A 19333-nucleotide genomic window follows, 5' to 3' on the forward strand; every position below is an offset into this window, starting at 1 on the left:
CGGCCGGTCCGGAAAATTCTTCGAAATTCCTGGGCCGACCGCCTCAGGCCGTTCCTGGAGCTGCCGAAGGTGATCGTGAAGGAACCCACGGACGGGTTCCCCTTCGACTCGCATTCCAGGAAGGAAATCATCATGAGTCTCCGCATCAACCAGAACATCGACGCCCTCAACTCCTACCGCAACCTGTCGGTCACCCAGGGCCAGATGTCCAAGTCCCTCGAGAAGCTGTCGAGCGGCTACCGCATCAACCGTGCGGCCGATGACGCCGCCGGTCTGGCGATCAGCGAGGGCCTGCGCTCGCAGGTCGGCGGTCTGAAGGTCGCCGTCCGCAACACCCAGGACGGCGTCAGCGTCGTGCAGACCGCTGAAGGTGCGCTGACCGAGACCCACTCGATCCTCCAGCGTATGCGCGACCTGTCCGTCCAGGCCTCCAACGACGGTGGCCTGAACTCCGACGCCAAGACCAACATCCAGTCGGAGCTCACCCAGCTCAACAGCGAGCTGGACCGCATCGCCGGCACCACCCAGTTCAACGGCACCAACCTGCTGGACGGCTCCTACAAGGGCACCTTCCAGGTCGGCGCCAACGCTGGCGAGACCATCAGTGTCGGCATCGGCACGAGCATGGGCGCGAAGGGCCTCGGCGTTGCCGGCGTCGACGTCACCAAGACGGCGACCGGCGCCGCTACCGGCGTGCGCACCACCGAGCCGGACGCCTCGACCGCCGCGGTGATCACCGTGACGGCCGCGAACAGCGGTGACTACTCCGACACGACTGGCGTCCTGAACGGCACGCTCTCCTCGGGTGGGAAGTCGCTCGACCTGGGCTCCCTGAAGAAGGCCGACACCACCGTCGGCTGGGATGACGCCAAGAACACCGCGGTCCTGAAGAAGGCCCTGGACGACACCTTCGGGTTCCAGGCCGACGGAACGACCAGCAAGGTGACGGCCGCTGTCGGTACCACCGACATCGTCTTCACCGGCTCGGTGCCCGCGGGCAGCACCACCGCGGAGATCGCCTCGGCGGACGTGACCTTCGACGGTCAGTCCGGCGCCACGGCTGCGATCGACAAGATCGACGACGCGATCAAGACCGTCTCCAACACGCGCGCGAACCTCGGTGCCATGCAGAACCGGTTCGAGCACACCGTCAACAACCTCAACGTCGCGGTCGAGAACCTGTCCGCGTCCGAGAGCCGCATCCGCGACACCGACATGGCTTCGGAGATGATGAGCTTCACCCGCTCGCAGATCCTGTCGCAGGCCGGCACCGCGATGCTCGCCCAGGCGAACCAGGCCCCCCAGGGCGTCCTGTCTCTCCTGCGGTGATCCCACCGGCGGATCCGCCTCTGGTTGATCCGTCGTAGCAGCACCCGACCCCCGGGAGAGCGCCACCCCGCTCTCCCGGGGGCAATCGGGGCCGACCGGTCCCGCTCCCAGACCCGACCAGGAGGACCCCGGTGGCCACCAGCAGCATCAGCGGTCTCTCCAGCGGCATCGACAGTGCCACGATGATCGACCAGCTCATGCAGCTGGAGGCCGTCCCGCAGGACCGCCTGAAGACCCAGCAGGCCACCGAGAAGTCGGTGCTCGCCGCGCTCCGGTCGCTCAACACCGACACCTCGCTGCTCCAGAGCAAGGCCGAGATCCTCGCCAAGGCCGACACCTGGCAGAGCATGAAGGCCACCAGCAGCAACAGCCTCGTCACCGTGAGCACCACCGCCTCGGCCCTGGCGACGAAGCTCAGTCTCACGGTGGTCCGGCCCGCCGTCGCCCACCAGCAGACGTTCGCGACCGCCGTGGCGATCGACGCGCCCGTCCTGACCAGCTCGGACGGCACGTTCGCGCTCACGGTCGGCGGCAAGACCCAGAACCTCACCTCGGACGGCACTCTCGGCGGCGTCGTGAAGGCGATCAACGCCGCCAAGGCCGGAGTCACAGCCACGCCGGTCCGCACCGCCGACGGCGCCTACCGCCTCCAGATCACCGCCGACCAGGTCGGCAGCGCCTCGGCGTTCGACGTCACGAACCTCGACCCCGCGAAGGTCGGCGCGGCCACCGTCCGCACCGGCGTCGGCGCGCAGGTCGACGTCGGCGGCATCCTGGCGGAGTCCACCACGAACGTCTTCGCCGACCTCGTCCCCGGCGTCACCGTCACCCTCGCCGACGGCGTCGTCGCGGGCACCACCCCCACGACGGCCACGGTCACCGTCGCCCAGGACTCCTCCACGGTGAAGTCCTCGCTGAGCGCCCTCGTCGACCAGGTCAACAACCTGCTGACCTCGATCGACAGCCAGACCGCCGGCAAGACAGCCACCACCGCAGCTGGTGTGCTCGCCGGTGACTCGACCGCGCGCAGCCTGCGCAACGCCCTCCTCAACACCGTCTTCGGCACCGGCAACACCTCGATGTCCTCGCTCGGCATCCAGACCGACCGCTACGGCAAGCTGACCTTCGACGGCGCGGCCTTCGACAAGGCGTACGCCGCGGATCCCGCCGGCGTAGCGGCCAAGTTCACCAGCGGCGCCACCACCGCGACCGACGGCTGGGCGGCGCGCGTCGCCGCCGTCGCCAAGGCGGCCAGCGCCCCGAGGACCGGCAGCATCGCGAGCGCGATCGACGGTCGCAACACGAACATCGAGAGGCTCACGAAGAGCATCGCGGACTGGGACGACCGGCTCGAGCTGCGCCGCGCGACCCTGGAGCACACCTACACCGCGCTCGAGACCGCGCTCAACGGCCTGCAGAGCCAGGGCAACTGGCTCGCCGGCCAGATCGCATCGCTGCCGTCCTACTCATCGTGACCACGGAAGGAACACCGATGAACTCCTACCTCAACCCGCGCGAGACCTACCTCGCCGCCACGGTCTCCACCGCGAGCCCGCAGCAGCTGCTGGTCATGCTCTACGAGCGGCTGACGCTCGACCTCCAGCGGGCCTCGGACGCGTTGCGCAACGGCGAGCCGAGCAAGGCCCACGAGCCGCTGCTGCACGCGCAGGAGATCGTGCTCGAGCTCAACGCGAGCCTCGACCAGGGGGCATGGGACGGTGCGAGCAGCCTCGCGGCGCTCTACGACTACCTCCACAGCGAGCTGGTCAAGGCCAACATCGGCAAGAACCTCCGCATCACCGACTTCTGCCTCAACATCGTCTCCACGCTGCGCGACACCTGGCGCGACGCCGCCATGGGCCTGATCGCGGAATCGGCATGAACACCCCACCGAGCCGCGCGCTCCAATCGCTGCGCTCGCTGCGCTCGCTCCGCACACGCCTCGTCGGGGACCCCGCATGAGCACCGAGGCCGTCTCCCGCACCGTTCCCGACTCCGACGAGCACCTCCACTGGGAGACCGCCCTCGACCGGCTCGAGCTGGACGTGATGCTCGCCGAGCGGCTCCTCGCCGACCCGAGCCGCGCCGGTCACCGGGCCGAGGACCCCTGGGACGAGCCGATGCTCGCCGGGCCGATCCCGGCCGACCTCATCGAGCGGGCTCTCGCCATCCGGGAGCGTCAGCTCCGGGTCGAGGCCGAGCTCGCACGGGCCGTGGGTGCGGCACGTCGCCAGCACCGGTTCGCCGACCGCGTCGATCGCGCCACCGGGCGCGGCCCCGGCCGCGCCGTGTACGTCGACTTCGAGGCCTGACCCACCCTCGACGCCGCCCACCACGGCCCGACGTCCCCGCCGACGTACGGGCTGCCGGCGTCTCCACAGCCTGGGCCCCTCGTCTCCGTGGAGCGCCTGGGCGGCGCGCTCGTGGGCACCCTTCCCGCACCGGTTGTCTAGACCGTGGCGGGAGCCCCCGAATCGAATCGGATCGAGCTCGTCGGATTCCTCAGGTCGAGGCGCGGAGCGCCGAAGGACCAGTCGAGCACGGACTGCTCACCCCCCGCCGATGGACCGGCAACCAACCACCTTCTTCACGGAGGCCTTGGCATGCCGTTCGCGTTCTCCGATCCCGTTGGCGCCGTTCTCAACGCCGCCCTCGACGGGGTCGCCCTTCGCCAGCGCGTCACCGCGGACAACATCGCGAACGTCGACACGCCCGGCTACCGGGCCAGCAGCGTCGACTTCGAGTCCAGCCTCCGCGCGGCCATCGCCGCGGGTGACCCGGCGTCCGCCGAGGGCGCGACGCTGTCCCCCACCGACACCCCCGTGGGCGCCAACGACAACAACGTCGACCTACGCAAGGAGACCCTCGCGGCCGTGCAGTCCCAGTTCCAGTACCAGATCCTGACCCGCGCCACGACCGACCGGTTCGCCCTGATCAAGACGGCTGCAGGCATCGCCTGATGGGCGCCTTCGACACCCTCGCCATCGCCGGTTCGTCGATGGGGGTCCACCAGACGTGGCTCGACGTGCTCGCCTCGAACATCGCGAACGTCAACACGGTCACACCCACCAGCCAGAGCGCCTTCCAGGCGCAGATGCTCATCGTGCGCTCCGCCCCCGGCGGCGGCGTCGAGGTCGCTGGCCTCGCCGAGAGCGACCCGCAGGGTCGCCTGGTGTCCGACCCGGGCAACCCGATGGCGGACGCCAACGGTTACGTCCGCGCACCCGACATGGACATGTCCTCCCAGATGACCCAGCTCGTGATGGCCCAGCGCGGCTTCCAGGCCTCCGTCCAGGTCACCAAGCAAGCCCAAGAGACCTACACCGCCGCCCTGCAGATCGGACGTGCCTGATGAGCGTCAACCCCATCGAGGCCGTCGGCTTCACGCCGTTCGTCGCCCCGCAGCTCGACGCCGCCAGCGCCCTCCACGGCAGCTCGAAGGTCGGCTCGTCGTCGTCGTTCGGCGACCTGGTCATCGACGGCCTGGACCGTCTCGAGGCCGTGCAGGACAAGTCGGACAAGCTCGCGGTCCAGGCAGCCACCGGCAACCTCGACAACATCCACGACTACACCATCGCCGCGACCGAGGCCTCCGTGACCACGCAGCTCACCGTCGCGGTCCGCAACAAGGCGCTCGAGGCGTTCAACGAGATCATGCGGATGCCGATCGGATGAACCACTGATGAAGCAGAAACTGAACCGCGGCTTCAGCAGCCTGCGGACCACGTTCACGTCGTTCACGCTCGGCCAGCAGGTCGTCGCCGTGGTCGGGACGGCGGCGATCCTGATCGCCTCGTTCCTCGTCTTCCGGTGGGTCTCGACCCCCGACTACGCCCCGCTCTTCAGCAACCTGGCGTCTTCCGACGCCTCGGCGATCGTCGACGAGCTCAACTCGCAGGGCACGCCGTACAAGCTCGCCAACAACGGCTCCACGATCATGGTGCCCCGCGACTCGGTGTACGCGACCCGGATCTCCCTCAGCGGCCAGGGCCTGCCCGAGCAGAGTGCCAAGCAGGGCTACTCGCTGCTGGACAACCAGAGCATCTCCACCTCGGAGTTCCAGGAGCAGACCGACTTCAAGCGGGCGATGGAGGGCGAGCTCGCCTCGACCATCGAGGCCGTCGACGGCGTCAACACCGCCGTGGTCCACCTCGCGCTCCCGCCCGCCAAGGTCTTCGCCGACCAGCAGGACCCGCCGACCGCCTCGGTGCTCATCGACACCACCGCCGGCACCACCTTCGACCCCGAGCAGGTCCAGGCGATCGTGCACCTGGTCGCCTCGAGCATCGACGGCCTCGACCCCGCCAACGTGACGGTCGCCGACTCCTCCGGCAAGGTGCTCTCCTCCAGCGATGCCGGTGCCCTCGGCGCCAGCACCCGCGACCAGCAGGTCAGCGCCTTCCAGACCGAGACCGGCCAGCGGATCCAGTCCATGCTCGACCGGGTCGTGGGCCCCGGCAACTCCACCGTCCAGGTGACCGCCGACCTCGACTTCGACAAGTCGACCTCGGAGTCCACGACCTACGGCGCCAAGACCAAGGTGCCGCTCTCCTCGGCGACCAGCACCGAGAAGTACAACGGCCCCGCCGGCGGCTCCAGCAGCACCGGTGTCGTCGGCCCCGACGGGCAGATGGACAGCTTCGGGACCGCTGGCAACGGCGGCAAGTCGTCCTACGTCAAGGAGTCGCAGACCTCCGACAATGCCGTCGAGACGACCGTCGAGCACCGCGAGACCGCACCCGGGAGCGTGAACTCGCTCCACGTCGGCGTCGTCCTCGACGCCACCGCCGCCCAGAGCCTGAACGCCACCGACGTGCAGAACCTGATCGCCGCCACCGTCGGCATCGACCCCAACCGGGGCGACACCGTGCAGGTGACCACGATGCCGTTCGACCGCACCGCCGACAAGGCGGCCGCGGCTGAGCTCGCCGCCGCGGCCAAGGCCGCGAAGACCGCGAAGATGTGGTCGATGGTCCGCAACGGCGGGATCGCGCTCGCGATCTTGGCGATGCTCCTCATCGCGTGGTTGCGGGGACGCCGCAAGGCCAAGAAGCGCGAGCAGACGACCACCTATCTCGTGGAGCAGCTGCGCAACGACGCCGCCGACCGCAACGCCGCCGCCGTCGCCGCGATGGAGGCCAGCCCGGCACTCGCAGCTCTCGAGAGCGCGGACAGCGCCCAGGACGACCTGCGCCGTGAGCTCGCCGAGCTCGCGGAGGACCAGCCCGAGGATGTCGCCGCGCTCCTGCGCGGCTGGCTGGTGGAGCGTCCCTGATGGCGACGATAAGCCTCACCGCCGCCGGCGTGCGCAAGGCAGCGGTCGTCCTGATCCAGCTCGGGCGCGACAGCGCGGCTGCCGTGCTCGGCCACCTCTCCGACGCCGAGGTCGAGGCGATCTCGGCCGAGATCGCCCGCCTCGAGTACGTCGACGCCGCCGAGAGCAGCGCCGCCCTCGCCGAGTTCCGTGACATGGCGAACGCCAAGGCGAACATCGCCCGCGGCGGGCTCGCCTTCGCCCGCACGATGCTCGAGCAGTCCCTGGGTGCCGACCGGGCCGGGGAGATCATGGAGCGGCTGCAGGCCGCCGCGATCCAGATGCCGTTCCAGTTCGTGCACCGGGCCGACCCCTCCCAGCTGCGCACGTTCATCGCCGACGAGCACCCGCAGGTGATCGCCCTCGTGCTCGCCCACATGACGGCCGAGAAGGCCTCCCTGGTCCTCTCGGGGCTCCCCTCGAGCCTCCAGGCCGAGGTCGCGCACCGGATCGCGGTCATGGACCGGACCTCACCCGAGATCATCCACGCCGTCGAGCAGAGCCTCGAACGCAAGCTGTCCTCGGTGCTCCAGCCCGCCGAGATGTCGCGCGTCGGCGGCGTCGACCCCCTGGTGAGCATCATCAACCGCTCCGACCGGGTGACCGAACGCCAGATCGTGGAGGGGCTCGAAGCCCTCGACGCAGAGCTGGCCGAAGAGGTCCGCAGCCGGATGTTCATGTTCGAGGACATCATCAAGCTCGACGACCGCTCGGTGCAGCTGGTCGTGCGCCAGGTCGACCAGGCCGAGCTGGCCATGGCGCTCAAGGGCGTCAGCGACGCCGTGCGCGCCAAGATCACCTCCAACCTCTCCAGCCGTGCCGCCGAGACCCTGCTCGAGGAGGTCGACCTGCTCGGTCCGGTCCGCCTCGCCCAGGTCGAGGAGGCACAGCAGTCGGTGATCCGCCGCATCCGCCAGCTCGAGGAGCAGGGGCAGATCATCATCAACCGCGGGAGCGACGATGAGCTCGTCTCCTGACGCCTACCGCACCGTCGAGCGCCCCGACCTGCGCTCGGGCGTGTGGACCCGGCTCGGGGGCTCCGCGGTCCTCGGCGACTCGGTCACCGAGGCGGCGCTGAACGGGCTCGCCGAGCGCACCCACAGCGCCGCCCGCGCGCAGGGGTACGCCGTGGGCTGGGCCGAGGGCCGCCAGGAGGCTCTGGTGCGTGCGACCGAGGCGGCCTCGGCCGTCGAGGAGCGGCACCGGGACGAGGAGCACCGCCGTGAGCTCGAGCACCGGGCCGCGATCGCGGCCCTCGCCGACGCGGCCGAGACGCTCCGGAGCGCCACCCACGAAGCCACGGCGCGGATCGCCGACCAGGCCACCGAGCTCGCCTTCGAGCTCACCCGGACCCTCGTCGCTCACGAGCTGTCCGTCGCCGCCGACCCCGGCGCCGCGGTCATCGCCCGCGTGCTGGCGGCACTGCCCGACGACCCGTCCACGGTGGTGCGGGTCCACCCCACGACCGGCGACTCGCACGCGGCCGTGCTGCTCCTCGAGCACGGCATCCGCCTGGTCGTCGACCCCGGCCTCGGCCCCGCGGACGCCATCGTCGAGACCGACACCGTGGCGATCGACCACTGCGTCAGCACCGCGCTCGACCGGCTCCGGGAGGTGCTCGGATGAGCGCACTGCTCCAGTCCCACCGCGAGGCGGCGCGGCTCGCGATCCGGCCCGTCACCATGGGTCGCGTCGTCGGCCTGCTGGGCCTTCGGGTGACGGTCGCCGGCGTGACCGCGGCACTCGGCGACCTGCTCGAGATCCGCGGCCTCGGCGGACCCGTTCCCGTCGAGGTCGTCGCCAGCGGCGACGGCCTCCTCACCTGCCTCCCGCTCGGCGACACCACCGGGCTGCGGGCCGGCGACCACGTCTTCAACAGCGGCGAAGGACTGCGGATCCCGGTCGGCGAGGCGCTGCGCGGCCGCGTCCTCGACGGGCTCGGTCGTGCGATGGACGGAGGACCCGACCTCGGCGACCTCCCCACGGTCGTCGTCGACAACCTGCCGCCCGGCGCACTGAGCCGCCCGCGGATCGACCAGCAGCTCGGACTCGGCGTACGCGCTCTCGACGGCCTGAACTCCTGCGGCCGGGGCCAGCGGCTCGGCATCATGGCCGGCTCGGGTGTCGGCAAGTCGAGCCTGCTGTCGATGGTCGCCCGCGGCACCGAGGCGGAGATCTCGGTCATCGCACTGATCGGTGAGCGGGGGCGCGAGGTCCGGGAGTTCCTCGAGAACGACCTGGGCCCCGAGGGGCTCAAGCGCTCGATCGTCGTGGTCGCCACCTCCGACGAGCCGCCGGTCGTGCGCCTGCGAGCCGCGTTCGTCGCCACCCGGATCGCGGAGTGGTTCCGCGACTCCGGTCGCCACGTCGTGCTGATGATGGACAGCCTGACCCGCGTCGCGCTGGCGCAGCGCGAGATCGGCCTGTCCGCCGGCGAGCCGCCGGCGACCCGCGGGTTCCCGCCCAGCGTGTTCGCCCTGCTCCCCCGCCTGCTGGAGCGCGCGGGCACCTCCCCCGCGGCCAGCATCACCGGCCTCTACACGGTCCTGGTCGAGGGCGATGACATGCAGGACCCGATCGGCGACGCCGCTCGCTCCATCCTGGACGGGCACATCGTGCTGTCGCGCGACCTGGCGACGTCGGGGCACTTCCCCAGCATCGACGTGCTCGAGTCGATCTCGCGCGTGGCGACGGCGGTGATCAGCCCGGAGGGCCGGCAGGACGCCGCACGCCTGCGCCGGCTGCTCGCGGCGTACCGCTCGGTGCGCGAGCTGGTCGAGATCGGCGCCTACGTCAGCGGCACCGACGCCGACGCGGACGCCGCGCTGGCGCTGATGCCGCGCATCAACGACTTCCTGCGTCAGGACATGTCCGACGTGACCGAGACCGCGGACACCTGGTCCGCCCTGCACGAGCTGGTGAACTGATGACGAACCACGGCAACAGCAGCCTGCGCGGCCTGGTCCGGCTGCGCAGCCTCCGTGAGCGCGACAGCCGGCTCGGGCTCGCCACCGCCCTCATCGAGGAGAACGTCGCCGCCGCCCAGGTCCGAGCGATCGAGGAGCAGATGGCGGGGACCCCCGGGCACCAGGAGAGCGACCTCGAGACCTTCCGCGCCCGCCAGCACCGGCTCGACGCGCTCGTCACCGCGCTCTCCGAGGCGCGGGCCGCCCACGCGTCGGCCCAGCAGATCGCCTTCGCCGCCCGCAGCCGCTGGATGGAGGACCGCACCCGGCTGGCCGCGGTCGAGTCGCTCGTGGCCCGCCGCGCCGCGGCGGTCCGCGAGGAGCGCAGGCGCCGTGAGAACCGCGAGATGGACGCGATCGGCCAGGACCTGTGGCTCCGCGCCCAGGGCGCATCGGAGGTGTCCTGACCATGAGCGTCACCGACGTCACCGCACGGATCAGCCAGATCCAGTCCCAGCTCACCCTGCTCGCGCCGGCCACCACCTCCACCTCCTCGGCCGCGTTCGCGGCGACGCTGCAGGCGGCGAGCGCCTCCGGCACGGCCGGCACGACCACCGGCTCGAGCACTGCCGGCGACGCCGTCGTCGCCGATGCGAAGAAGTACCTCGGCGTCCCCTACGTCTGGGGCGGTACCGACCCGAAGACCGGCCTGGACTGCTCCGGCCTGGTCCAGCAGGTCTACGGGGACCTGGGCTACCAGCTGCCGCGGGTGTCCTACCAGCAGGCCGAGGCCGGCCGCCCGGTGACCGGAGGGCTGGCGAACGCACAGCCCGGCGACGTCCTCGCGTTCGGGTCACCCGTCCACCACGTGGGCATCTACATCGGCGACAACCAGATGATCGAGGCACCCCGGCCCGGGCTCGACGTGCGGATCGGGCCGGTCTACGAGGCCCCGACCGCGATCCGCCGGATCGTCCCGGACGCCGGGTCGACCGGTGCGATCGCACCGATCGCCGGTGGCGTGTCCGGCCGGGTCGCCGCGGGTACGCCGTACGCCTCGCTCTTCGACTCGGCCGCCCAGCGCTACGGCGTCAGCGCCGACCTGCTCTCGGCCGTGGCCCGGCAGGAGTCCGGCTACAACCCGCGGGCGACCAGCCCGGCCGGCGCGCAGGGGCTCATGCAGCTGATGCCCGGCACCGCCGCCGGCCTGGGCGTCGAGAACGCCTACGACCCCGCGCAGGCCGTCGACGGCGCGGCGCGACTGCTGAGCAGCCTGCTCGACCGCTTCGGCAGCACGCCGCTGGCGCTGGCCGCCTACAACGCCGGGCCCGGCGCCGTGCTCCGGTACGGCGGCATCCCGCCCTACCCCGAGACCACCAACTACGTCCGTTCCGTGATGTCGATGCTGGGAGCCGCCGCATGACCACCACCACACCGATCGGCCCGTCCGCACCGGCCGTCGACCAGGGCGCCCCCGGAGGCGCCGGGTCCTCCGGGCCCTCGGGAGGCGGGGACGTGTTCCTCGCCCTGATCCAGGGCATCCTCGACGCCCAGCCGGCGGTCCCGGGCACCGGCCAGCCGGGCGCCGCGACACCGCAGGCCGCCGCGCTGGCGGGCGAGACCGCCAAAGCTGCCGCAGACACCGGCACCGGCAAGGCAGCCGAGCCGACCGACACCGGCGAGCAGGTGGACGCGACCCTGGCCGCCTCGTTGATGCCGGGCCTCGTGGCCGCCCTGGCCCCGGGCCTGGTGTCGCCTGCTCCCGCGGCCCGAACCGCCGGGCCCGAGACAGGGGCCCCAGGCGGGATCGACGCCATCGGCGGCCCGGCCGCCACGAGCACCGCACCCGGACAGGCGGCCGCGACCGCCGTGCCGGCCCTGGCCGCTGGCACCGGGACCGGGGCGGGATCGTCCGCGTCGGCCCACCGTCTCGCGGCGACCGCCGCAGACGCCGCGACCGCCGAACCCGGCGCTCCGGTCGCCGAGGAGACCACGCCGGGCGCTCCGGCGCCCGCAGCGGTGGCGCCCGCCGCACCGGCGACGCCCACCGGAGCCGGTACGACGCCGCTGGCTGCCGGTCCGGTCGCCACCACCGCGACGGCCACGGTCAGCACCCCGACCGTCCAGCAGTCCGGACCGGTCGCCCACCAGGTGTTCCCCGAGGTCGTCCGCCTGACCACGAACCCGGACGGCCCGCAGCGGGTCACCGTGCGGCTCCACCCCGAGGCCCTGGGCGAGGTCCGGGTCGTGCTCACCGAGCGTCGCGGCACCCTCGAGGTCAGCCTCAGCGCCGGCAACCAGGCGCGGCGCGCACTGATCGAGGGCACCCCCGAGCTGCAGCGCCTCCTCGACGCGGTGGGGCGCGGTGACTCGCGCATCGTCGTGCGTGACACCGCCGGGCTCCCGGTCGGCGCGCCGTCGTCGGCCTCGTCGTCCGGCCTGTCGTCCGGCCAGCCGGGTCACGGCAGCTCCTGGTCCACCGACCTCTCCGGCGGCGCCGGAGCCGGTGCGGGGCGCGGCGGTGAGACCGGCGACCAGCGGCGCGGTCCCACGCCCGGCGGCACCAACGCCACCGACGGCATCACCACTGCGACGACCTCGTCGCGCACCACCGAGACGGTCACGGGGGCCCGACCGGGCCTCGACGTGACGATGTGAGGAGAGACCCGTGTCCGTACCGGCAACCGAAGCCGTCACCACACCGCCTGCTGGCATGTACCAGCCGGCGACCACCACCAAGTCGGGCGACGACAAGGAGATGTTCCTGAACCTGATGGTCGCGCAGCTGCGCTACCAGGACCCCATGAACCCGGCCGACTCGGGCGAGTTCCTCGCCCAGAATGCCCAGTTCACCGCCCTGGAGAAGATGCAGCAGGTCGCCGACCAGACCTCGGCGCTGCTCGCGGCCCAGATCTCGTTCGGTGCCAGCGGACTGGTCGGCCGACAGGTCACCTACCTGAACGCTGACGGGACCTCGACGTCCGGCCTCGTCGGTTCGGTGAGCTACGACGCCAGCGGACCGATGCTCGTCGTCGACGGCGCGAACGTGTCCCTCGGCCAGGTCCAGTCGGTCAGCGCCACGGCGCCCGCTGACTCCCCGGCCCCCACTGCCCCTGCCACCGACGGGTCCACGCCCGCCGCGACCACCACCGTCTGACCATCCGCGACACCCACCCACCAGGAGACACCCATGCTTCGCTCCCTCTTCGCCGGCATCAGCGGCCTTCGGGTCAACCAGACCATGCTCGACGTGACCGGCAACAACATCGCCAACGCGAACACGATCGGCTACAAGTCCAGCTCGACGGTCTTCCAGGACACGCTCTCCCAGATGCTCACCGCGAGCTCGGGCCCGAGCGGCGCCACCAACACCGGCCTCGGCGGCACCAACCCGATCCAGGTCGGGCTCGGCGTCCAGGTCGCGGCGACCAACACGAACTTCAACCAGGGCTCGAACCAGACCACGGGCCGGCCCACCGACCTGATGATCAACGGTGACGGGATGTTCGTCGTCGCGCGCGGCAACGAGATGACCTACACCCGCGCCGGCGCCTTCAGCTGGGACAAGAACGGCACCCTGGTGTCCCCGGGCGGCGGCCGCGTCCAGGGTTACGCCACGGCACCGGACGGGACCCTCCCCGCCACGCCGGCGCTCACCGACATCGTGCTCCCGCAGGATGACGCCGGCACCCCTCCGAGCGAGCTCTCGTCGTACGAGATCGGCAAGGACGGCAAGCTCACCTGCACGTTCGACAACGGCACCAAGAAGGTCATCGCCCAGGTCGTGCTCGCGGACTTCAACAACCCGATGGGTCTGGCCAAGGTCGGCGAGACCAGCTTCACCACGACCGCGAACTCCGGCGACGCCGAGTACGGCGTGGCCGGCCAGGGCAGCCTCGGCAGCCTGAGCCCCGGCTCGGTGGAGATGTCGAACGTCGACCTGGCGGCCGAGTTCACCAACCTGATCCTCGCCCAGCGTGGCTTCCAGGCCAGCTCGCGGGTCATCACCACCTCCGACCAGGTGCTCGAGGACCTCGTCAACATCAAGCGGTAGCCGGCGAGGCGGGTCCCATCCGCCTCTCCCCAGTCCGCCTCGTGGCCTCGAGCACCCGCTCGAGGCCACGAGTCGTTGCGGCACGAAGGCCAGCCCGGCGGGTGGGCTGGACCGCTCAGGTCCAGGCTGCGATCGCCGATCAACATTGCGAGCGCCACGGACGGTTGCTCGGAACGGCCCAAGGATGGTGCACATGATCACACTCAGGCGACTCTCGGGAACGGTGTTCGCACTCAACTCCGATCTGATCGAGCGGGTCGACTCCACCCCCGACACTGTGGTCACGCTGGTCGACGGGAAGAAGTACGTCGTCACCGACTCCCTCGAGGACGTGGTCGCTGCGGTGCGCTACTACCGCGGCGAGGTCCTCGCTCTCAGCTCCTACATCGACGTCGAGCCCTGGCCGCAGGAGCACCCGCGGCTGGGCACCGTCACGGAGCACCCGGCCGCGCACCTGAGCCGGATCGACAGGGCTGACGCCTGATGGACCCGGCAACCCTGATCGGAGTCCTCGTCGGGTTCCTCGTCGTCATCGTGGCCAACGTCCTCGAGGGCGGCAACCCGATGGCGTTGCTGCTGCTCCCGCCGATGCTGCTGGTGTTCGGCACCACCCTCCTGATCTCGCTGGCCGGCGGCACCATGGGCGACGCCAAGCTCGCCTACCGCGGACTGGTCCGCGCCTTCACCGCTCCCGCGCCGAACGGCGCGCAGCTGGTCCCCCAGCTGGTCGCCGCGGCCGACAAGGCCCGTCGCGAGGGCCTGCTGGCCCTGGAGGACATGGTCGCGCAGCTCGACGACCCGTTCCTCTCCAAGGCTCTGACGATGGCCATCGACGGCACGGACCCCGAGGAGCTCCGCGACATCCTCGAGGCCGAGGTCCACGCCAAGAAGGCCGAGGCCAAGCAGGCGGCCCGCTACTGGAACGCCTGCGGCGGTTACGCGCCCACGATCGGCATCGTCGGCACGGTCATGGGCCTCGTGCACGTGCTCGAGCAGCTTGCCGAGCCGGAGAAGCTCGGCCCCCTCATCGCCGGCGCCTTCGTCGCCACCCTGTGGGGTGTCGCTTCCGCCAACGTGATCTTCCTGCCCATCGGCTCCCGCCTGACCCGCCTCGGCGAGCTCGAGGCGGCCCAGATGGAGCTGGTGATCGAAGGCGTCGCCGCCGTCCAGGCCGGCTCCAACCCGCGCATCGTCGCCCAGCGGCTGCGCTCGCTGCTCCCGGTCGGCCAGCGTGAGGAGGAGGCCGCCTGATGAGCAGCCCGCCACGTCGGCGCAAGAAGGCCGAGGAGCCCGAGGAGCACGTGAACCACGAGCGCTGGCTCGTCACGTACGCCGACATGCTCACCCTGCTGATGGTGCTGTTCATCATCATGTTCGCGATGAGCCAGGTCAGCGAGGACAAGTACGACGCCCTCAAGTCCGGCCTGGCCGTTGGCTTCGGTGGACAGGCGTCGATCTTGAAGGGCAACGACTCGGTCCTCGAGAACGACCTCGCCCAGCAGGGCTTGGACGTGGTCTCGAGCGCGGCGTTCCAGGCGATGCCCGCGGCCCAGCAGCAGATGGTGCGGTCCGCGATCGACTCCGAGGAGAAGCGCCGCCTGCAGACGACGTACGCCGAGGCCGAGGCCGAGGCCCGCCGGCTCGAGGCGGTCCGCGCCAAGCTGATGGCCGCCCTGCGCAAGGCGGGCCTGCAGAAGGACGTGCAGGCGACGATCGACGACCGCGGCCTCGTGGTCAGCCTGGTGTCCCGGCACGTGGTCTTCCAGCCGAACATCGCGGTGCTGAGCCCGCGGGGCCAGCGCGTGGTCGACACCCTCGCCAAGGTGCTCATCGACGTGCCGAACGACCTGCGGATCGACGGTCACACCAACCAGGAGCCGGTCAAGCCGCGCTTCTACGCCACCGACTGGGACCTCTCGGCGGCCCGTGCGGTGACCGTGCTGCGGCGCCTGAACGAGCTGGACGGACTGCCCCAGAGGCGACTCTCGGTCTCGGCCTTCGGCCACGAGCGGCCGCTCATCGACCCGTCCCTGCCGGGCTCGCAGGACATCAACAAGCGGGTCGACATCGTCGTCCTCCCGCAGACCAGCGCAGAGGCCACGCAGCTGATCGACAACGTGCTGAACGCCCGACCGGGCGGACAGGGGGGAGAGGAATGAGCGTGACTGCCATCAAGGCCAAGAAGGCCGCGAAGAAGGCCGAGGCCGACGGGGCCGACGCCACGTCGGACACCAAGAAGCCCGGCAAGAAGAAGCTGCTCATCATCGTCGCTGCAGTGCTCGTCGTCGCGGGAGCGGCGTACTGGTTCCTGCTGAAGCCCGACGCCTCGGCGAACGAGGCCCCCAAGCCCGGCGTGATCCTCCCGCTGGACTCGACCCAGATCAACCTCGCGTCCGGGCACTACCTCAAGATCGGCATCGCGCTGCAGCTCACCGAGGGAGCGCCGGCGGAGGTCGACGGCAGCAAGGCGCTGGACGCGACGATCGACCTGTTCAGCGGGCTCACGATGGAGGACATCGCCACCGCGAAGGATCGCCGCGCGCTGAAGGAGGAGCTGGAGTCCACGCTGGAGAAGGCCTACGACGAGGAGGTCATGGGGGTGTACTTCACCGAGTTCGTCACCCAGTGACGGGTCTCCCCGCGGGCCCGCTCACGGGCCCCTTCGCGGAGCGGTCGACACCGCTCTGACGGATCCGGTCACCGGGTGACCTGATCCCCACCACGCCGCCGGGGCCGGCACGCGACTTCGCGTGCCGACTTCTCTCAGGAACCCGGCGGACGGGCCGATGGAAGTCATCGTGGCCTCCTCCGACGCTCCTGTCGCTCAGCCCGGTGCCGCGCCCGCGGCCGACCGGCGGTCCCGGCGCGCCGCCGCGACCCCTCAGCCCTACGACTTCCGACGACCGATCCAGCTCTCCCGCGAGCACTCACGGATGCTGCAGCTGGCGTTCGACGACTTCTGCCGACAGGCGACGACGGTGTTCACCTCGTCACTGCGCACCGTGTGCTCGGTCACGCTGTCCTCGATCGAGCAGCGCACGTACGCCGAGTACATCGACTCCCTGGACAGCTCGACGTACCTGACCGCGTTCTCCGCCGACCCGCTGTTCGACCGGGGCGTGCTCGAGATCCCGCTCATCGCGGTGATGACGTCCGTCGACCACATGCTCGGCGGCCCCGGCCGCGAGGAGCAGCCCGAACGCCCGTTGACCGAGATCGAGGCGGGTGTCGCGAGCGGCATGATCAACCGCCTCCTGGGCGAGATGCGCTACTCGATGGCCTCGATCGCCACCTTCGAGCCGGTCGTGCGGGGCGTCGAGTACAGCCCCCAGTTCATCCAGGTCGCCGGCGCCTCCGACGTGATGGTGGCCGCGAGCCTGGAGCTGCGCATCAACGAGCGCAGCTTCCGGATGACGGTCTGCATGCCGTTCTCCAGCCTGCTCCCGCACCTGCTGAGGGCGGCGGCTCCTGCCCCCGTCTCCGAACGCGAGCGCGCGCAGCGTGCTCGCGCGGCAGCCGAGCTCGCCGACCAGTTCGAGCGGGTTCCCCTCCAGGTCGCCGTCAGCCTGCGGCCGACCAAGCTCAGCCCCGGCGACCTCGCCGCGCTCCGCCCCGGCGACGCCGTTCGTCTGCACCATCCCGCCGCCGCGCCTCTCGAGGTCGTCGTCGACGGCACCTGTTTCGCGCACGCCACACCCGGGACCAGCGGGTTCCGGCTCGCCGCCCTGATCGTGGGCACCCCGAAGGAGAACGCATGACCACCGCGCAGATCACCGTGGACCTCGAGCTCGCCGTCGGCGCCGCCACCGCCGCCATCGCGGTGCTGCCCGCCGCCGAGCCCCTCACCGTCGGCGCCCCGCGCCAGGGCGACCCCAGCGACCCGGCCCTGGCCGGGTTCGCCGGCGCGGTCGTCGCGGACCTGGACGGCGTCGCCTCGGCGCCGCTGGTCGTCCTCGTGGGCGCGGATCTCGTCGCTGCCCTCGCCGCCAGCCCGCTCGGCGGCCTCGACCTGGCCGCCGCGTTGCAGCCCAGCCTCGACGCGGCCGCACAGAAGCTCGGGGCCCGCGTCGGCGCCGCTCGTCAGGTCGAGCCCGGCGCCGTCGCAGCCGAGATCGGTACGTCGTTCGTGGTCATCCCGCTCGATGGCGCCGGACCCGTCGCGGCCCTGCTGGTGCCCGAGACGCTCCTCGCCGCGACCGGCGGCGACCAGGCCGCGGCCCCTGTGGCCTCCCCTGCTCTCGCGGGCGCCAACCGGCGCGGCATCGAGATGCTGCACGGCGTCGACATGGAGGTCACCGTCGAGATCGGTCGCGCCCAGATGACGGTGCGCGAGCTCCTCGACCTGGCGCCGGGCGCCGTCCTCGAGCTCGACCGCGCGGCCGGCAGCCCGGCAGACCTGCTCGTCAACGGCCGGCTCATCGCCCGTGGCGAGGTCGTGGTGATCGACGAGGACTTCGGTCTGAGGATCACCGAGATCGTCACCGACACGACGGCCGGCTGATGCTCGAGCTCACCGTCCGACTCCTGGTCTCGCTGTCGCTGGTCATCGGCCTCCTGCTCCTCATCGCCCGCTTCGGCGGGCGCCGGTTCCGAGGCAACCGCGACTCGATGGTCCGCGTCCTGCACCGCCACCACCTGTCCCGGAGCTCCACGATCTCGGTCGTCGCCGTCGGCAGCCGCCTGCTGGTCCTCGGTGCCACCGAGCACCAGGTGCGGGTCCTCACCGAGCTCGATCCCGAAGACCTCGCCGCCACCGACGCCGACGTGCTCTCGCTCGCCGACGGACCCGTTGCTCGCAGCGCCCCACCCGGCCCGGCACCAGCCGCGACGGCCCCGACCGACAGTCCACTGTCAGGATCCGTGCTCAGCGCCGCGACCTGGAAACAGGCCCTCGCCGCAGCCACCCGGAGGAGCTCATGATCGGCCGCGTGCGGCGGAGGCTGCTGCTGGGAATCGTGACACTCGGCGCCGGGGTGGGCGCCGTAGTGTCAGCACCAGCAGCGGCGTACGCCGCCCCCAACGGACCCACCGGCCCCGCCGGGCCGAACGCCGGCGGAGCTGGCGTCACCATCGACCTCGGCGGCCTCACCGACAGCCCGAGCACGTCGGTCACGGTGATCATCGGCCTGACGCTGATCTCCCTGCTGCCGGCGATCCTGCTCAGCTGCACCGCGTTCACCAAGATCTTCGTGGTGCTCGGGCTCACCCGCAACGCCCTCGGTCTGCAGCAGACGCCGCCCAACCAGGTGCTGGCGGGCCTCGCCCTGTTCCTCAGCCTGTTCGTGATGGGCCCGGTGCTGTCCGACATCAACGAGCTCGCCCTGCAGCCCTACCTCAACGGCGACAAGACGACGTCGGTCGCGATCCAGGACGGCCTCGAGCCGCTCCGGGGCTTCATGCTCGACAACACCGACGACGACGAGCTGATGCTGCTCACCAACGTCGCCGACCGCGACCTGCCCAAGGACCGGTCGGACGTGTCGACCGCGACCCTGATCCCGGCGTTCGTGCTCACCGAGCTCAAGCAGGCCTTCATCATCGGGTTCATCATCTTCATCCCGTTCCTCGTCATCGACCTGGTCGTGAGCGGAGCGCTGATGGCCCTCGGCATGATGATGATGCCGCCGGTGATGGTCTCGTTGCCGTTCAAGCTGCTGCTGTTCGTCCTGGTGGACGGATGGGCGCTCGTCATCAAGTCGCTCGTCGCGAGCTACGCGAGCTAGGGGCGGC

The 19333-nt window shown here is 71.2% G+C and carries 24 protein-coding genes; all 24 read left to right on the plus strand.

What is annotated here, in order from left to right; all coding sequences use genetic code 11:
- The first annotated feature begins 132 nt into the window (after positions 1-132).
- The 24 genes from AC3ANS_RS19695 to fliP all read left to right on the plus strand — a co-directional run bounded on the left by AC3ANS_RS19695 (position 133) and on the right by fliP (position 19326).
- Complete coding sequence (locus AC3ANS_RS19695; RefSeq protein WP_488293271.1) at positions 133-1329, plus strand: flagellin N-terminal helical domain-containing protein; 1197 nt, start codon at positions 133-135, stop codon at positions 1327-1329.
- Positions 1330-1460: 131 nt separating this feature from the next.
- Positions 1461-2804 carry a flagellar filament capping protein FliD gene (gene fliD, locus AC3ANS_RS19700; protein WP_488293272.1) on the plus strand — a complete coding sequence of 448 codons (1344 nt, stop codon included), beginning with the start codon at positions 1461-1463 and terminating at the stop codon, positions 2802-2804.
- Positions 2805-2821: 17 nt separating this feature from the next.
- Positions 2822-3211: a flagellar export chaperone FliS gene (gene fliS, locus AC3ANS_RS19705; protein ID WP_488293273.1), complete on the plus strand. Its 390-nt coding sequence runs from the start codon at positions 2822-2824 to the stop codon at positions 3209-3211.
- A 76-nt stretch (positions 3212-3287) separates the two neighbouring features.
- Positions 3288-3641 carry a hypothetical protein gene (locus tag AC3ANS_RS19710; RefSeq protein ID WP_488293274.1) on the plus strand — a complete coding sequence of 118 codons (354 nt, stop codon included), beginning with the start codon at positions 3288-3290 and terminating at the stop codon, positions 3639-3641.
- A gap of 291 nt (positions 3642-3932) precedes the next feature.
- Positions 3933-4289, plus strand: a complete 357-nt coding sequence (gene flgB, locus AC3ANS_RS19715; protein ID WP_488293275.1) for a flagellar basal body rod protein FlgB — start codon at positions 3933-3935, stop codon at positions 4287-4289.
- Entirely contained in the window at positions 4289-4681 is a 393-nt protein-coding gene (locus AC3ANS_RS19720) for a flagellar basal body rod protein FlgC (RefSeq protein WP_488293276.1), read from the plus strand. The genes flgB and AC3ANS_RS19720 overlap by 1 nt, the downstream gene beginning before the upstream one ends.
- Positions 4681-5004, plus strand: a complete 324-nt coding sequence (gene fliE, locus AC3ANS_RS19725) for a flagellar hook-basal body complex protein FliE (RefSeq protein WP_488293277.1) — start codon at positions 4681-4683, stop codon at positions 5002-5004. Before AC3ANS_RS19720 ends, fliE begins: the two co-directional genes overlap by 1 nt.
- 7 nt (positions 5005-5011) lie before the next feature.
- A complete protein-coding gene (gene fliF, locus AC3ANS_RS19730; RefSeq protein ID WP_488293278.1) occupies positions 5012-6604 on the plus strand; it encodes a flagellar basal-body MS-ring/collar protein FliF in 1593 nt (530 codons plus the stop codon).
- Complete coding sequence (gene fliG, locus AC3ANS_RS19735; protein WP_488293279.1) at positions 6604-7620, plus strand: flagellar motor switch protein FliG; 1017 nt, start codon at positions 6604-6606, stop codon at positions 7618-7620. The genes fliF and fliG overlap by 1 nt, the downstream gene beginning before the upstream one ends.
- A complete protein-coding gene (locus AC3ANS_RS19740) occupies positions 7604-8269 on the plus strand; it encodes a FliH/SctL family protein (protein ID WP_488293280.1) in 666 nt (221 codons plus the stop codon). Before fliG ends, AC3ANS_RS19740 begins: the two co-directional genes overlap by 17 nt.
- Positions 8266-9570 carry a FliI/YscN family ATPase gene (locus AC3ANS_RS19745; protein ID WP_488293281.1) on the plus strand — a complete coding sequence of 435 codons (1305 nt, stop codon included), beginning with the start codon at positions 8266-8268 and terminating at the stop codon, positions 9568-9570. The genes AC3ANS_RS19740 and AC3ANS_RS19745 overlap by 4 nt, the downstream gene beginning before the upstream one ends.
- Positions 9570-10016, plus strand: a complete 447-nt coding sequence (locus AC3ANS_RS19750) for a flagellar FliJ family protein (protein WP_488293282.1) — start codon at positions 9570-9572, stop codon at positions 10014-10016. Before AC3ANS_RS19745 ends, AC3ANS_RS19750 begins: the two co-directional genes overlap by 1 nt.
- A 2-nt stretch (positions 10017-10018) precedes the next feature.
- Positions 10019-10972, plus strand: coding sequence for a transglycosylase SLT domain-containing protein (locus tag AC3ANS_RS19755; protein WP_488293283.1), 954 nt, complete (start codon positions 10019-10021; stop codon positions 10970-10972).
- Positions 10969-12207, plus strand: a complete 1239-nt coding sequence (gene fliK, locus AC3ANS_RS19760) for a flagellar hook-length control protein FliK (protein ID WP_488293284.1) — start codon at positions 10969-10971, stop codon at positions 12205-12207. The genes AC3ANS_RS19755 and fliK overlap by 4 nt, the downstream gene beginning before the upstream one ends.
- A gap of 10 nt (positions 12208-12217) precedes the next feature.
- A complete protein-coding gene (locus tag AC3ANS_RS19765) occupies positions 12218-12706 on the plus strand; it encodes a flagellar hook assembly protein FlgD (RefSeq protein WP_488293285.1) in 489 nt (162 codons plus the stop codon).
- Positions 12707-12739: 33 nt separating this feature from the next.
- Positions 12740-13603, plus strand: a complete 864-nt coding sequence (locus AC3ANS_RS19770; RefSeq protein WP_488293286.1) for a flagellar hook protein FlgE — start codon at positions 12740-12742, stop codon at positions 13601-13603.
- Positions 13604-13796: 193 nt separating this feature from the next.
- A complete protein-coding gene (locus tag AC3ANS_RS19775) occupies positions 13797-14087 on the plus strand; it encodes a flagellar FlbD family protein (RefSeq protein ID WP_488293287.1) in 291 nt (96 codons plus the stop codon).
- Positions 14087-14854, plus strand: coding sequence for a motility protein A (locus tag AC3ANS_RS19780; RefSeq protein ID WP_488293288.1), 768 nt, complete (start codon positions 14087-14089; stop codon positions 14852-14854). The genes AC3ANS_RS19775 and AC3ANS_RS19780 overlap by 1 nt, the downstream gene beginning before the upstream one ends.
- Positions 14854-15762, plus strand: coding sequence for an OmpA/MotB family protein (locus AC3ANS_RS19785; protein WP_488293289.1), 909 nt, complete (start codon positions 14854-14856; stop codon positions 15760-15762). Before AC3ANS_RS19780 ends, AC3ANS_RS19785 begins: the two co-directional genes overlap by 1 nt.
- A 2-nt stretch (positions 15763-15764) precedes the next feature.
- The gene (locus AC3ANS_RS19790) at positions 15765-16232 is read left to right on the plus strand and encodes a flagellar basal body-associated FliL family protein (protein ID WP_488293290.1); all 468 of its coding nucleotides are present in this window, start codon (positions 15765-15767) and stop codon (positions 16230-16232) included.
- Between the two features lie 157 nt (positions 16233-16389).
- The gene (locus AC3ANS_RS19795; RefSeq protein ID WP_488293291.1) at positions 16390-17361 is read left to right on the plus strand and encodes a flagellar motor switch protein FliM; all 972 of its coding nucleotides are present in this window, start codon (positions 16390-16392) and stop codon (positions 17359-17361) included.
- Positions 17358-18104, plus strand: a complete 747-nt coding sequence (fliN, locus tag AC3ANS_RS19800; protein WP_488293292.1) for a flagellar motor switch protein FliN — start codon at positions 17358-17360, stop codon at positions 18102-18104. The genes AC3ANS_RS19795 and fliN overlap by 4 nt, the downstream gene beginning before the upstream one ends.
- Positions 18104-18523 (plus strand): flagellar biosynthetic protein FliO, encoded by a 420-nt coding sequence (locus AC3ANS_RS19805; protein WP_488293293.1) that lies wholly within the window; start codon positions 18104-18106, stop codon positions 18521-18523. Before fliN ends, AC3ANS_RS19805 begins: the two co-directional genes overlap by 1 nt.
- A 65-nt stretch (positions 18524-18588) precedes the next feature.
- Entirely contained in the window at positions 18589-19326 is a 738-nt protein-coding gene (gene fliP, locus AC3ANS_RS19810) for a flagellar type III secretion system pore protein FliP (RefSeq protein ID WP_488293294.1), read from the plus strand.
- The last annotated feature ends 7 nt before the right edge of the window (positions 19327-19333 follow it).

The organism is Nocardia sp. 149-1B (assembly GCF_057747975.1).